Here is a 14,426-nt window from a genome sequence, read left to right as displayed (position 1 = left end):
TAAAATTGTAAACCCTTTCATTTTTTGTTTACAGAGAGTACCCCATATTAGAAGATATCTCAAGCGCTGCAGCAATCAGGATTGTTTTCAAATCTGCCTTTTTACTTGGATTAAACCGATGCGCAGGACCCGATACCGATAAGGCAGCAACCATATTACCGTGAATATCGAATATTGGTGCAGCCGCCGCTGAAGTACCAACTTCTCTTTCTTCAATACTTTCAACATATCTTTCTTCTACAATTCGGTATAGCTCAGTAAGTAAATCCTGTTTGCTCTTAACCATAACTTGTTTCGACATAACTTCCTCGATAAATTCTTTAGGTTGATAGGCAAGTAACACTTTTCCGCTTGCGCCAACTGTTAATGGAAGCTTCTGCCCAATTTGAACGATATGTTTTACAGATTGCAAACTTTCAAACTGCTGAATACAAACTCTATTCTCTCCTTCTAATACATAAAGGTTGATCGTTTCTTTTAACTGTTCCCGTAAACGCAGCATGGTTGCTTTAGCAACTTCTTTTATTTCCATCGAACGTCCAGCAGTATACCCTAAGAAATACAACTCTTTGCCTAATCGGTATTTTCCAGAAGTAACCTCTCTTTCAACAAAATTATTTTCTTCCAACGTACCGAGTAATCTTGTTGCTGTCGATTTAGCCAGTTCAGTTTGATCTGCGATTTCAGTCAGTGTCAGCTCATCATTCTTTTCATCAAAACATTTAAGAATATCAATAGCTCTTTGAACGGAACGAATTACTTGTGGATTATTTTCCATCTATTAAACCCCTCCTTTATCATTTCTGTATAATGGAACTAGTTTCTATAGAACAGAATTATATTTTTAGTTTATAATACTTGTATTTGTTTTTCAATCCTTTTATCCATTTAAACAAATCAAAATTTTAAATTTTTAGATATATGAATTCCTTTTCTTTACTCTTAAACGAAAGAACATTACTCGTTTTATAGAAAATCTTATTCTATCTTTTGATTATAATTTTAAAGCTTATGTAGCATGCATACAACATAGATCCAGGCTACGCAGATTTAAAAATTCATTCATCTATATTTATCAATTTAGAAAAAAAAGAAAATTTAATTCAATTGGTAATGACATTCAAAAAAATATATGATAGAATACGTTTATTATCAAATTCCATTTCAGGAAACAAAGTTTCTCCTGGTGGAATTCAATCGTTGTCAAAAAGGTAAACGCTTACAAAATTATTGATCGAGGAGGGATTTAGTAGAAAATTTTTCATTTCATAAATACTAAAAGAAAGGTTGATTAAAATGAATAAATTATTAAATAATAGACTGTTCTTTATCGCATTGGTTACTCTACTATCTTTAATCCTCTCTGCTTGTGGTAATGGTACAGGCTCTGGAAGTGCTGATAGTGCAGAGGACTTCCCTCAAAATGATATTAATGGAATCATCCAGTGGGGCGAAGGAGGGGCAACAGATATTATTTCAAGAACACTAGCCTCTGTGGCTGAAGATGAAATTGGCACTTCTCTTGTTATGGAGAACCGAACCGGAGCTTCAGGTGCTATCGCAACGCAGTATGTTTACGATCAGGCAGCTGACGGCTATAACTTATTATTTGGCGCTGAAAACCCTAATCTCTATCAAGTCTTAGATATTTCAGAAAGAGATTATATGAATGATTTTGTTCCTGTATCTATTATTGGACAAAGCTACGCTGGAATTGTCGTCAATGCAGATTCTGAGTTTGATACTTTGGAAGATTTGGTTGCCTATGCGGAGGAAAGTTCAGAAGGTTTATTGATGGGAACGTCAGGTGAAGGCGGCTTACCACATGTTGCGAGTGCCATGTTAAAGAACGAATTAGGTATTGAATTTAATCAAATCCCTTATGATGGTGACGGCCCATTAGCAGTTGCCTTACTTGGTGATGAAATTGATGTTACGGTACTTGCTGTCTCTGCTGCTCAAGAATATGTTGACTCAGGAGATTTTAAGATGTTAGCAGTACTTAATGATAGTTCATTAGATTCCATTCCGGATGTTCCACCAATTACAGATATTTACCCAGAGTTTGAAGTTTATCTGCCATGGGGACCTTTCCAAGGAATTTTTGCTCATAAGGATACACCGGAAGAAATTGTTCAAAAATTAAGTGATGGGTTTGAAGAAGCACAGAATGATGAAGAATTCATTAACCAGCTTACTGACCTGGGTGTCGATCCTTTAAATCTACATGGAGAAGAAGCAAGTGAATTCGTTGAAGCAAATCAATCAACTTCTGCTTGGATGCTTTATGAAGCAGGAGAAACAAGTATCTCACCAGAAGAGTTAGGTATCCCTAAAGTAGGAGAATAATATAGCGGAGGAAATGACATGAGAAAAAACATAAAATATACCGTCACTCTATTTTTTTCAATCATTATTTTATTATTAGCTGGATGTGGTTCGGATAATGGAGCAGATGGTGCAAACAATGCATATCCTGAGAAAAATATTGATGGCATTATTATGTGGGGAGAAGGTGGAGCAACAGATATTATTGCCAGAACTTTATCGCCACTTGTAGAAGATGAAATTGGTACCTCACTGGTTATGCAGAATAGAGCAGGAGCTGCCGGTGCCATTGCTACCCAATTTGTCTATGATAGTCCAGCTGATGGATACACTTTATTATTCGGCGCTGAAAATCCGAATTTATACCAGGTATTAGATATCTCTGATCGCAGCTATCAAGAAGATTTTGTTCCTGTATCTGTTATTGCCAACTCGTTTGCAGGAGTTATTGTAAAAGCAGATTCACCTTATCAGACATTGGAAGATCTTGTTGATGATGCAGTTGCAAATCCAAATGATATTATTTTCGGCACAACTGGGGAAGGCGGTCTTCCAAGTGTTGTACTAGCTATGCTTCAAAATGAATTGAATACAGAATTTAAAACCGTCCCGTATGACGGTGAAGGTCCGGTTACTACCGCCCTATTAAGTGGCGAAGTAGACGCAACTACGGTAACTGTTTCTGCTGCTCAGGATTATTTAGAGTCCGGCGATTTTCGGATGTTAACTGTCGTCCATGATGAAACAATCGAAGCACTTCCAGACGTTCCGGCTATCACAGACTCCTATCCAGAAATGGAAAAGTATTTACCTTGGGGACCTTTTCAAGCTGTTTTTGCTCATAAAGATACACCGGAAGAAGTCTTGGATGATTTGACGGAATCTTTTGAAGTAGCGATTCAAACTGACGAATTTCAAGAAACATTAGAAAATTTAGGTATGGAATACTTAAATATTAACGGTCAAGAAGCGATCGACTATGTTGAGCAAAATCGTTCTACATCTGCATGGATGCTTTATGAATCTGGAGAGACAACTGTTTCACCAGAAGAGTTAGGTATTCCAAGGCCTGAATAATGAAAGTTGTTCTTAGAAACAACTAACCGAATAAATCATTCAGGTTACTTAGTATAACTATGTTGCTATGTAACCTGATCTATGATTTTTCACTTGAAAGGAGTAGTTAACGTGCAGACAATCAAAAAAGTAGCTCCGGGCTTCATAATGATTATCGTTAGTCTTATATTTTTAAGTCAAACGTTTGTCATGGAAAAAGCCTCACTGCTTGATCCTGCAGGAGGAAGCTTTTTACCAACTTTAATTATAATTGTCATGATAATAACGGGAATCATCGTTATCATCCAAGATCTCTCTAAAAAGAAAAATGAAAAATCTACCATGGAAACAAAGTTAGATCAAACCACAGATGAAGAGGATGGTCAAAATCCTACGGGAACAGAGGATATTCAAATGACATTAAAACAATATACATTAGTATTTACCTACTTCCTTCTAATTATATTGTATGTGCTATCCATATCCTTTTTACCTTTTAATGTATCAACTTTTCTTTTTTTATCAATAAGTATATTTTACCTTAGAGGAATATCCTGGAAGAAAAATATTCTCGTCTCTATAGGAAGTGTAGTTATTATCTACTTAGTTTTCACAAAATTATTCCATATTATTTTTCCGTAAGGGGCGTTTTTCATGGAAACTATTCAGCAAATTCTTACACCTTTATTAAATATGAATTTATTATTTTTAGTTGCAGCTGGAACTTTCGGTGGAATCATCCTCGGTGCGATTCCAGGTCTTTCTGTAACATTAACTGTAGCATTAATTCTTTCACTTACCTACTCATGGGAGTTAATGGATGCATTAGCGCTTATGCTCGGCGTTTATTTCGGGGGAGTATTCGGCGGCTCCCGTGCTTCGATTTTAATCAATATGCCTGGAGGTCCTTCCAATGTTGCCACATCCTTTGATGGCTATCCATTAGCACAAAAAGGCGAGGCACGAATGGCATTAACGCTCTCAACCATTTACTCTTTTGTTGGCGGAATCGTTGGCGTAATAGTATTAGGGACACTTGCTCCTTTAGTTGCATCCTTTGCGATAAATTTTAGCCAACGAGATTATTTATTATTAGCTTTGCTTGGCTTGTTATTGGTAGGAAGTCTTAGTAAGGGGGCCACAGCGAAAGGAATTTTTGCTGCCGGCGCCGGTATTCTTGTCGGCCTCATCGGTATGGATACGATTGGAGGAGGCACCCGGTTTACCTTTGGTTCTTTGGAGTTAATGAGTGGTGTGAACTTCATCATAGCTTTACTTGGTCTATTCGGTATGTCAGAAATTTTATTTCAAATGAGAGAATTGAATCAAAAAGGAGCAGCAGCCTTTCTGAAAAAAGCTGTCTTCCCTCCTCTCCGTTTTATACTGAAATTTTTACCAATGTCCTTACGAGTGTCCGTTATTGGGGTTTTTGTCGGTGCACTTCCTGGAGCCGGTGGAGAAATTGCTGCTTTGCTGGCATATGACCATGCAAAACAGACAGTGAAGAAACCAAACCGTGAATTCGGTAAAGGGGCACATGAGGGAGTGATTGCCCCGGAAGCAGCAAATAGCGCAGCCGTCGGCGGAGCACTCATTCCGTTATTAACCTTAGGAATTCCCGGGGATGCAGTTACTGCGATTTTCATTGGTGCACTATTTATTCACGGATTACAACCCGGACCATTATTAATGGAACAAAGTGGAGATCTATTTTGGGTAATGGTTGGCTCATCCCTTTTAGCAAATATTTTTATACTGATTTTTGGTTTACTCGTTGTAAGTCTTTTCATGAGGATAGTTACAGTACCAAAACAAATTTTATTACCAATCATTGCGGTTATTACGGTTATTGGTTCTTATTCTATTAACAATAGTATGACCGATGTATATTGGATGCTTGGCTTCGGAATTGTTGGTTTTATCATGAAAATTAATAAAATTCCTGTCGCTCCTCTGGTACTCGGAATTGTACTCGGGCCTTTAATTGATACGTCTTTCCGTAGAGCATACATGGGATCAGAAGGATTTGGAGGCTTTTTATACGGGTTTATTAATACACCTATTACATTGATTTTGACTATTTTATTTATTTTTACTGTGCTCGGTCAAACCAATCTCTTTGCTACTATTAAAACAAAATTGAAAAAAAGTTAATTGCTTATTTAGAGGATGTTCACACGTACTATTAGGAAGGGGATTCATCATAGCTATGAAAATTGCGGTTATTGGGCTAAATCACGGTTATAAGTTTGCCAAGGATTTATTAAAAATGGACGAAGCAGTTCTTGTGGCAGTAGCTGGCAGCGACACATTAGCGAGGGAGCGTGCAAAAGAGCTGCAAGTTCCTTTATTTACAGACTATAAAGATTTAATTGAGCAATGTGATCTAGATGGTGTGATTATAACGCTCCCTAATCATTTACACGCCGAAGCAGTGCAGCTTTGTGCAGCAAAAGGATTGGATGTACTTATTGAGAAACCAATTGCATCAACTATTTCAGAAGGACAAGAAATGATAAATCACGCTCAAGCAGCGAATATTCGTTTACTAGTCGGGCATCATCGCCGTTTTTCTGCTAAAGTAAATAAAATGAAGGAAATTATTGAATCCGGACTCATTGGTGACCTGGTTTCTGTTCATATGATGTTTGCTTTAGCAAAGGATCCTGCATACTTCCATGAAGCATGGAGGATTAAGGAGGGTGGCGGCCCATTGCTCATTAATGCCGCGCATGATATTGATAATATAAGATATATGACTGGCCTAACAATTGATCAAGTATACGCTTCTAGCAAAAATCACATTCGACAGCATGAAGTAGAGGACGCTGCATCCATTCTTCTTGAGACTGTAGAAGGGCCAACAATGACTTACTTTGTTTCTGATGGCGTTCCTTCTCCGTGGTCATACGAACTTACAGCAGGAGAAAATCCTAAGTATCCACAGAATGCAAATGACTGTTACTTCTTTTTCGGTACAAAGGGAAGTATTTCTTTCCCAAGTATGACAATGTATACATATAAAGAATCACAGTATGGATGGGACCACAATTTACAAAAGAAGGAATTTTCTGTTGAAGAAAATGATCCAATGACTTCGGAGCTGCGTCATTTTATCGATATGATTCAAAAGGATACTCCTCCTCTCGTAACGGGAGAAGATGCGTTAGAAACACTAAAGGTTGTATTAGCAATAAAGCGTTCGGCAGCGGAAAAAAGAATTGTAAATGTTAAAGATAAACAGTTAAATGTATAAAGCTATAAAAAAGATGTTTAAAAGAAGGGTTTTCGTACATTATTTCATACGAACCCCTTCTTTTTTCATTTGCGAGAGTATGTATATAAAATCCAAAGAAAAAAGTAGATTGGACTAGCTAGCCTGGAAACAATATTGATCACAAAAAGTAACCATTATTAGTTGATAGAAGTTCATTTATTTTAATGGGAACCGGGGACTCCCAGAAACAACAAACCACACCTGCTCCTATCAGAACTGGACACTAAGCTTCCTTTAAAACAGGAAAGGAAAGCAATTCACAACACAAGCGAAGTATAAAGACTAGTGGAAGATTACAATCACCCGTTCTGCTTCCACACACTTAAAGCACGATAAATCACCATCTCCCATGAAATGCAATGAAATAAACAAAAGATATTCAAATCTGCTTTCGATTTGAATATCTTTTGTTAGAATCATCTACTTATGCTGAAAAGATTAGAGAAGAAAAAAATACGTTACTTTTTATTCGTATGAAATCTTCCTCCTCTCATTCCTTTATCATACTAATTCACACTGACATGATGAACTTCTTTTCCTGGTGAATATATATCCATAATGTTCCAGTGCCCGTCTGTAGGGACAGGATTATTAATCATTGGTACATCAATCACAACCGGCTTATTTAGACGGATTGCTTTTTCCAAAGCTGGTTTAAATTCATCTGCAGCATTTACTTTAATTCCTTCAACCCCATAAGCTTGAGCAATTGCTGCGAAGTCCGCAGATTTTTCAAATACGGTTCCATATGTCGTATCAAAATGCGCTTTTTGTAAACCGGAAATCGTTCCAAAGGCTGAATTATTCATGATAATCCAAATGACTGGAATATTTTCCTCTGCTGCTGTTGCCAATAACGCAGGGTTTTGCCCAAAACCACCATCTCCTACTAATGAAACAACAACACTGTCCGGACTAGCAATCTTTGCTCCCATTGCCGCAGGAGCGCCAAATCCCATCGTTGCAAACCCTCCAGGTGTCAGGATTCTGCCAGCCTGATACACTGGAAACTGCTGTCCAACACCATTTTTATTCCATCCTACATCCGTTGTAATATAAGCATCTTTTGGAATAACAACTTCTACATCAGCTAAAATCCGTTGTGGCATTAATGGAAAGCTATTATCTTTTCGTAATTCTTCATTGCTTGATCGAAAAGCTTTCCGATTTTCCGCAATTTCTTTCTTAATACGCTCATTTGAAATTCCCATTGGATACAATTCTTTAGCTACCCGGTTCAATACTGTCAGGGCTTCTTTTAAATCGGCTATCACTCCAATTTCTGCCGGATAATTTCGTCCGATCTCCTCTGCATTAATATCAATATGAATAAGCTTTGTATTCGGAATATCAAAGGTGTATTCTGATTCCCACGAGCTGCTATCTGCTTCTGCAAACTGTGTTCCCAAAGCAAAAATTGTATCCGCTGTACGGGTTTTTTCATTAATAAATTTTGTCCCCCAAAATCCGGTCATACCAAGTGTCAAATCACTATCATCTGAGACAACACCTTTGCCCATAAGAGAGTGTGCCACAGGAATATCAAAATGCTCATTAAATTCCCGTAATTCCTCTGCCGCATCAGCCAGCATAACACCTCCGCCTGCATAGATAACAGGATTATTGGAGTTAACTAGCTTTTCAATAATTTCTTTAGCCTTTTCTTCGCTCATAGAAGGCTTCGTAATGGAGCGTGTATGCTGTTTTACACGATTAAATAATGCCGGATCAATTTCTTTTGAAAAAATGTCCATCGGTACAGAAATTAAAACAGGGCCTGGTCTTCCTGTTTCTGCAAGCTGGAAGGCTTTTTCAATAATCTCCGGCATTAAATCCGGACGGTCTACACGCCATGCTCGCTTTACAAAAGGACGATAGATTTCAAACTGTGCTGCATCACTATGCAAATTCACTTCCTGATGTGGATGCTTCCCGTAATAATGGCTTGGAATATCCCCAGCAATAACTACCATTGGAATCGAATCGAGTGCTGCGTTGGCTACTCCTGTTGCAGCATTCGTCAGACCAGGACCCAAATGGCTTAAAAGCACGGACGCCTTTTTCGTCACACGGGCATACCCATCCGCCATATGTGCAGAAATTTGTTCATGCCTTACATTTACAAAGTTAATAGAGCTCTCCTCCACTTGGGAAAGAAAAGCAATATTCGTATGTCCACAAAGTCCAAAGATATGCTCTACTCCTCGATCTTCTAAATAATCAATCAGTAAATTAGAAACTAAATTTTTAGACATTTCATTTCCTCCTTGTAATTTACATGTTCGAAAAATCTGAAATACTTTTCTATTTCAACTGCTTCTGATTAGTGAGAAGCACTTCCTAACTAAAGTCTGCCAATGCTTATAAATAATTTTATAAGTTACTGGTAGTACACTTTCATCTTGTGAAATCTAAGAGAATTTTTCGACATTTCCCGGAAATTGCTTTTTCATATGCTTCCGCAAACTGTTGCACAGGCAGAATATCTGAAATAATAGGTTCAATTTGAAAAGCTTTGTCTGATAAAAACTCTATACTTTTATGAAAATCATCCGGTACATTATAAATAATCGATCCATAAATAGAAATTTCTTTCCGCACTAACTTAACGACTGGTATTTCTGCCATTGGTGCAAGACCAATGGCAACGATCGCTCCCCCTGGTTTTACAATATCGATACTTTTTTCAAAAGCAGATTTCACCCCCGCCACTTCAAAAACAATATCAAATTGATTTTCTTCTACTTCATCTGGAAGACAAATTTCAATATCAGAATAATGCTCTTTCGCTTTACTTAATTTTTCCGAATTAACATCAATCGCTGTCACTTTTGCTCCATAATAACTTGCTGTTGCAACTGCTAACATCCCTTCTGTTCCGCAGCCTACAATTCCTACCCTTGTATTCTTTGTTATGGGGACTTTCTTAAATCCATGTACAATAACTGCCAATGGTTCAATAAAAACAGCCCGTTCGTCCGTTACTTCATCTGGAACTTCTATTACATATTTAGAAGAGATAATAAATTCTTCCGAAAAGCCTCCCTGATTATTAATCCCTAATGACTTTTTATCGTTACATATATTTGTTTTTCCAGAAAGGCACTGTTCACATTCTCCACAATAGGAATTCGGCTGAATAACTACTCTCTTCCCAATTTGAATGACTTCTTGATTACCGGTTTCGATAACTTCTCCTAATATCTCATGTCCGGCCACAACAGGATAATGTGCGTGTGTTAATTTTCCTTTGTATACAGCAACATCTGAACCACAGATCCCTCCATAGATTACTCGAATTTTTATTTCATCCTCTTTTAAACCTTCTGGAGCAGGTACAGTACCCCACGTTAATTCACCAGGTTTTTTTAAAAGTAGTCCATTGACCATTCTCTTCCTCCCTTGTTTTATAAAATCGATTAACCAGACACCATATCTTTTTAAATGAAGGGCGCTAAACTTCCCTTTCAAATCACTAAGAAGAAAGTGGAACAATTAAATCTCCGGTCTTCCATTCAAAACAACGATTAGCTCTTTTCCTGAATTAAAAAACAATCGAGATTACCCATCCATCCGTAAAACAATCATTTTCGATTCAGTTAGTTCTTCGACAGCGTAACGAGGACCCTCTCTCCCAATGCCGCTATTTTTCACGCCTCCGTATGGCCAATGGTCAAGACGGAAATTAGATGTTCCATTAATAATTACGCCTCCAATTTCCATCTCTTGCGCAAGCTGATAAGCCAGATTAATCTGGTTCGTAAATATTCCAACCTGCAGTCCGAATTCGGAATTATCCGCTGCCTCTATCGCCTCATCTAATTCCGAATAAGGAATAACGCTGACAATCGGACCAAAAACTTCCTCACAAACAACCTTTGCTTTTTGAGGAGGATTCTTTAGGACAGTCGGTACAACCGATGCGCCATTTTTTTCTGCTCCGTGTAAAACTTCTGCTCCCAGCTTCACAGCTTCATCAATCCATAGCATCACTCTATCTGCAGCCTGCTCATCAACTAATGTCCCAACATCTGTTGCGGGATCTAAAGGATTGCCAACCTGAAGCTTCCCTACTTCCTCTACTAATTTATGAGTGAAGGCATCAATTACTTTTTCATGTACATAAATGCGCTGAACAGAAATACAGCTTTGTCCGGAGTTACTATAGCCTGTTTTGGCACACTGTGTTGCTGCACGTACCAAATCTGCATCTTCATGTACGATCGTTGCCGCATTTCCACCCAGTTCGTATAATTGTTTTTTTATTCCGGCCAGGCTGGCGATATTTTTACTGGCAACAATGCCTCCGGTAAATGAAATAACATTCACTCTGTGATCACTGACAATTTGTTGTCCAGCTTCTACTCCACCTAATACCATATTAATTGCATTTTTAGGCATACCTGCATCAAATAACAGCTGCAATAACGCAGTTGCAATTAAAGTTGTCTGCGGTGCCGGCTTTAAAATCGTTACATTCCCTCCCGCAAATGCCGGTCCTATTTTGTGACAAACTAAGTTCAACGGTGCATTAAACGGGGTAATTGCAGCTACCACACCAATGGGTACACGATAGGTTGAGGCCATCGCATTCATTCCCCGGGAAGATGCATCTCCAGGGATCGTTTCACCATGCAGGCGTTTCGCTTCTTCTGCAGAAAGTTCTAATGTCTCAATAGATCGATCTACTTCATCCATTGTATTTTTCAAAGGTTTTCCTAACTCACTGGAAATAAGTTTGGCAAATGCTTCTTTTCTCTCTTCCAGAATAGCAGCTGCATTTTTTAATATTTTTGCTCTTTCATAGGAAGTTATTTTCTTTATCTCTTTTTTACTTTGATAGGATGCTTCCAGCGCCCGCTCAACATCTGCCTGTGTTGCCGTATACTGCACACCAATTTTTTCTCCATTATAAGGGTTCATAATATCCGTCTGACTTCGATCCGCTTCCAGCCACGCTTCTTCTATAAAAGAACTTGCAATTGAAATCACTGTTTCATCACCTCTGTTTTAAATTGTATCGATCTAATTTTTTGTTGATTTTCTATATACCTAAAGTGATATAATGAGTGTATACACAAAAATTAGATCGATCTAATGTAACCGTTATCACAATCATACAACAGGATTACTAAAATTTCAAACGAATTTTTTGAAAGTTTTGTTTCGACTATATATTACATCAATTATCTTTGCTTTCTATTAATCACTGATTGTTCGGGGGATATTTCTATGTTTCGCTTACTCATTTATTCTGCTTTAATCATCTTACATATAATAACTATGCTATGGGAAAATACCGTTTTAATACAAGTAACCGGCATAGTTGCTAATCTGGCTATCTTTATTTCTTTTTTTTACGCACGTGGCCTTTACTTGTATTCAGGAATTTTATTTTATCTTCTTGGATGCAGTATCTTTATCACAAACGGGCTTCCATGGAATAGTTTCTTTTTTCAATTCCAATCCATGCTTGGTATTCTATCTTTATTTATGATGCTGCCATTTCTTAATTCGCTTATTATTGTCGGCAGATACGATCAGCATTTAAGCTCTCTCCTTCAATACAAGGTTCAAAATGCCGGAGATTTATATAAAAGAAGCAGTCTTGTTACACATATCCTTGGGCTATTTCTTAATATTGCAACCATACCGCTCGTTTTAAACTCACTACATAAATCATTAAAAACTTTTTCCAAAGCGAAAAGAGATACGTTTTACACGCAGAATTTACTACGGGCATATGCACTCTGTCTCATGTGGAGCCCTATGGAAATCATGGTTATTCAGTCGCTGGAAATGACTGGAGGAAACTACCTGTTCATCTTTCCATTTTTAATTATATTTTCTATTTCTATGATCTTTTTGGATACTTTACTAGGAAAATTCAAATACGCAGAGCTAGCGGTTCAGCAAACACGAAAAGCTGTTTCGATCAGACCAGTTCTTAAAAAAATTAAAGAACTATTTACATTCTTGTTACTGCTTGTCCTGTCCGTAACCATTCTTAACTATATATTAGGAAAAGGGTATCTTTTCTCCCTAGTGCTGTTAATTCTTCCTATATCGCTGCTTTGGGCAGGAAAAATACATAAGCTGAAGCGCTATTTTCACTATGTGATACCTCATTGGAAAATGAAAACAAAGGGACAGGCGAATTTTTTCTGCATGTTCTTATCAGCAGGTTTTTTCGTAAATATGCTTGCAGAAACGGACATTCTTGCCATTTTACAAAGAGTGTATATGCACTTTTCTCAGCAATTATTTATTCTATTTATTTTGATTGGACTCTATTTTTTTGTTTCGTCTTTTATTGGCTTTCATCCACTTGTATCGATAACACTTTTAGGAGAAATCTTACAGCCAATACTTCCAAATATCGCAGGAATTCCTTTAGCATTTGTATTAGTGACAACCAGTTTAAGTACCATTATGTACAGCCCTTTTAATGTATCGGTCTCTGTGTTATCCAATGAGCTGAAACAAAATTCATATAAACTCAGCCTGTGGAATATTCCTTTTTCTCTATTATTAATATTCCTTTCCATTCTGGCAGGCTATCTATTGCATATTCTTTTCCATTTATTCTCTTAATCTCACATGAGATGAGAAATGATAAGTTCGTTTGTTTGTCTAGTCAAAAAACTTTATAATAAATAATATCGAATAGAACAAGTGATAAATAACATACTTTTCAAGTAAAATCGGGGGGAACATTTATGACAAGGAAACCGGCACGGCGTGTAACTTTACAAGATGTCGCAAAACACGCTGGTGTTTCTCGAGCTACGGCATCATTGATCGTTCGCAACAGTCCAAAAGTTGCTGCGAAAACGAGAGAAAAAGTATTAAAAAGTATCGATGAGCTAGGATATGTTTATGATCGTGTGGCAGCTAACCTACGTTCACAAAAGTCCTCAACAATTGGAACGATTATTACGGATGTTGGAAATACTTTCTTCTCCCAGTTTTTACTTGGTGTGCATCACGAACTGGAAAAATACGGATATACCGTTTTGTTGGGAACAACTTTCGATTCTTTAAAAAATCAGGAACGTCTTATTTCCACCATGCTTGAAAATAGAGTCGGCGGGATTTTATTATGCCCTGTCTCTACCAGCTCAACAGAAACGGTCGATCGCTTAAAAGCACTTGATATTCCAGTTGTTGTCGGTATTCGTGAATTAAATGAACTTACATGTGATTTTGTTGGCTTAAATTATCAAGCGGGTGCTTATTTAGCTGTAAATCATCTCATTCAAAAGGGACACCAACAAATTGCCTTTATCGGAGGAATTTCTGATTCCACAACCTGGACAGAAAGAATGGAAGGATACCGTGCCGCTCACGAAGATGCAGGTTTGTCCATTGATTATTCATTAATTCTCGATAGTGCCCCTACTAGAGAAGGTGGAATGGAAGCCATTCAAAAACTGATCCAACAGGATAGGTTACCTAAAGCTATTTTTTGTTTCAGTGATTTAATTGCTTTTGGGGTCATTATTGGTCTGCGTAAAATGGGAATTACACCAGGAAAGGATATTGATATCGTCGGGTTTGATAATATTCCTGAAGCTGAAATCTCTTATCCCCCGCTTACAACCGTGTCCTCTTTTGCTCAAAAAACAGGAACTGCTGCAGCAAATCTGCTTCATAATCGGATGCAGCATCCAGAAGAACAAAGGCAGCGCATCATTATAGAACCAGAATTAATTAAACGCGATGCTTTTTAAAAATGACAAACCGGGACAACGTGTTTTTGATA

The 14,426-nt window shown here is 37.6% G+C and carries 11 protein-coding genes; 7 read left to right on the top strand and 4 right to left on the bottom strand.

The window, feature by feature from the left end; all coding sequences use genetic code 11:
- Positions 1-28: 28 nt before the first annotated feature.
- The gene (locus tag BN986_RS01815) at positions 29-778 is read right to left on the bottom strand and encodes an IclR family transcriptional regulator (protein ID WP_040977933.1); all 750 of its coding nucleotides are present in this window, start codon (positions 776-778) and stop codon (positions 29-31) included.
- Positions 779-1,296: 518 nt separating this feature from the next.
- Here BN986_RS01815 and BN986_RS01810 point away from each other — a divergent pair.
- The 5 genes from BN986_RS01810 (at position 1,297) to BN986_RS01790 (ending at position 6,640) form a co-directional block, all read left to right on the top strand.
- Positions 1,297-2,349 (top strand): Bug family tripartite tricarboxylate transporter substrate binding protein, encoded by a 1,053-nt coding sequence (locus tag BN986_RS01810; RefSeq protein WP_052400578.1) that lies wholly within the window; start codon positions 1,297-1,299, stop codon positions 2,347-2,349.
- A gap of 18 nt (positions 2,350-2,367) precedes the next feature.
- Positions 2,368-3,405, top strand: a complete 1,038-nt coding sequence (locus BN986_RS01805; protein WP_052400577.1) for a tripartite tricarboxylate transporter substrate binding protein — start codon at positions 2,368-2,370, stop codon at positions 3,403-3,405.
- A 111-nt stretch (positions 3,406-3,516) separates the two neighbouring features.
- Positions 3,517-4,026 (top strand): tripartite tricarboxylate transporter TctB family protein, encoded by a 510-nt coding sequence (locus tag BN986_RS01800; RefSeq protein ID WP_040977932.1) that lies wholly within the window; start codon positions 3,517-3,519, stop codon positions 4,024-4,026.
- Positions 4,027-4,038: 12 nt separating this feature from the next.
- Positions 4,039-5,538: a tripartite tricarboxylate transporter permease gene (locus BN986_RS01795; RefSeq protein ID WP_040977931.1), complete on the top strand. Its 1,500-nt coding sequence runs from the start codon at positions 4,039-4,041 to the stop codon at positions 5,536-5,538.
- Between the two features lie 55 nt (positions 5,539-5,593).
- The gene (locus BN986_RS01790; RefSeq protein WP_052400576.1) at positions 5,594-6,640 is read left to right on the top strand and encodes a Gfo/Idh/MocA family protein; all 1,047 of its coding nucleotides are present in this window, start codon (positions 5,594-5,596) and stop codon (positions 6,638-6,640) included.
- A 527-nt stretch (positions 6,641-7,167) separates the two neighbouring features.
- On the opposite strand, the gene BN986_RS01785 is transcribed toward BN986_RS01790, so the two are convergent.
- The 3 genes from BN986_RS01785 to BN986_RS01775 all read right to left on the bottom strand — a co-directional run bounded on the left by BN986_RS01785 (position 7,168) and on the right by BN986_RS01775 (position 11,644).
- Positions 7,168-8,916, bottom strand: a complete 1,749-nt coding sequence (locus tag BN986_RS01785; protein ID WP_040977930.1) for a thiamine pyrophosphate-binding protein — start codon at positions 8,914-8,916, stop codon at positions 7,168-7,170.
- Between the two features lie 142 nt (positions 8,917-9,058).
- Entirely contained in the window at positions 9,059-10,051 is a 993-nt protein-coding gene (locus tag BN986_RS01780) for a zinc-dependent alcohol dehydrogenase (RefSeq protein WP_040977929.1), read from the bottom strand.
- 171 nt (positions 10,052-10,222) lie between these two features.
- Positions 10,223-11,644, bottom strand: coding sequence for an aldehyde dehydrogenase family protein (locus tag BN986_RS01775; RefSeq protein WP_244444960.1), 1,422 nt, complete (start codon positions 11,642-11,644; stop codon positions 10,223-10,225).
- Positions 11,645-11,893: 249 nt separating this feature from the next.
- Here BN986_RS01775 and BN986_RS01770 point away from each other — a divergent pair, with 249 nt between their 5' ends.
- Both BN986_RS01770 and BN986_RS01765 read left to right on the top strand, forming a co-directional pair.
- Positions 11,894-13,255: a hypothetical protein gene (locus BN986_RS01770; RefSeq protein WP_040977927.1), complete on the top strand. Its 1,362-nt coding sequence runs from the start codon at positions 11,894-11,896 to the stop codon at positions 13,253-13,255.
- Positions 13,256-13,380: 125 nt separating this feature from the next.
- Positions 13,381-14,394, top strand: a complete 1,014-nt coding sequence (locus tag BN986_RS01765) for a LacI family DNA-binding transcriptional regulator (RefSeq protein ID WP_040977926.1) — start codon at positions 13,381-13,383, stop codon at positions 14,392-14,394.
- Positions 14,395-14,426: the final 32 nt, after the last annotated feature.

Origin of the sequence: Oceanobacillus jeddahensis, from assembly GCF_000750635.1 — a bacterium.
GTDB lineage: Bacteria > Bacillota > Bacilli > Bacillales > Amphibacillaceae > Oceanobacillus > Oceanobacillus jeddahense.
This window is presented reverse-complemented; position numbering and strand designations above follow the sequence as displayed.

Bases quoted from the DNA above. Each gene is read 5' to 3' on its own strand.
- BN986_RS01765 (WP_040977926.1), top strand. From the start codon at position 13,381: ATGACAAGGAAACCGGCACGGCGTGTAACTTTACAAGATGTCGCAAAA.
- BN986_RS01785 (WP_040977930.1), bottom strand. From the start codon at position 8,916: ATGTCTAAAAATTTAGTTTCTAATTTACTGATTGATTATTTAGAAGAT.
- BN986_RS01805 (WP_052400577.1), top strand. From the start codon at position 2,368: ATGAGAAAAAACATAAAATATACCGTCACTCTATTTTTTTCAATCATT.
- BN986_RS01810 (WP_052400578.1), top strand. From the start codon at position 1,297: ATGAATAAATTATTAAATAATAGACTGTTCTTTATCGCATTGGTTACT.
- BN986_RS01780 (WP_040977929.1), bottom strand. From the start codon at position 10,051: ATGGTCAATGGACTACTTTTAAAAAAACCTGGTGAATTAACGTGGGGT.
- BN986_RS01770 (WP_040977927.1), top strand. From the start codon at position 11,894: ATGTTTCGCTTACTCATTTATTCTGCTTTAATCATCTTACATATAATA.
- BN986_RS01790 (WP_052400576.1), top strand. From the start codon at position 5,594: ATGAAAATTGCGGTTATTGGGCTAAATCACGGTTATAAGTTTGCCAAG.
- BN986_RS01815 (WP_040977933.1), bottom strand. From the start codon at position 778: ATGGAAAATAATCCACAAGTAATTCGTTCCGTTCAAAGAGCTATTGAT.
- BN986_RS01795 (WP_040977931.1), top strand. From the start codon at position 4,039: ATGGAAACTATTCAGCAAATTCTTACACCTTTATTAAATATGAATTTA.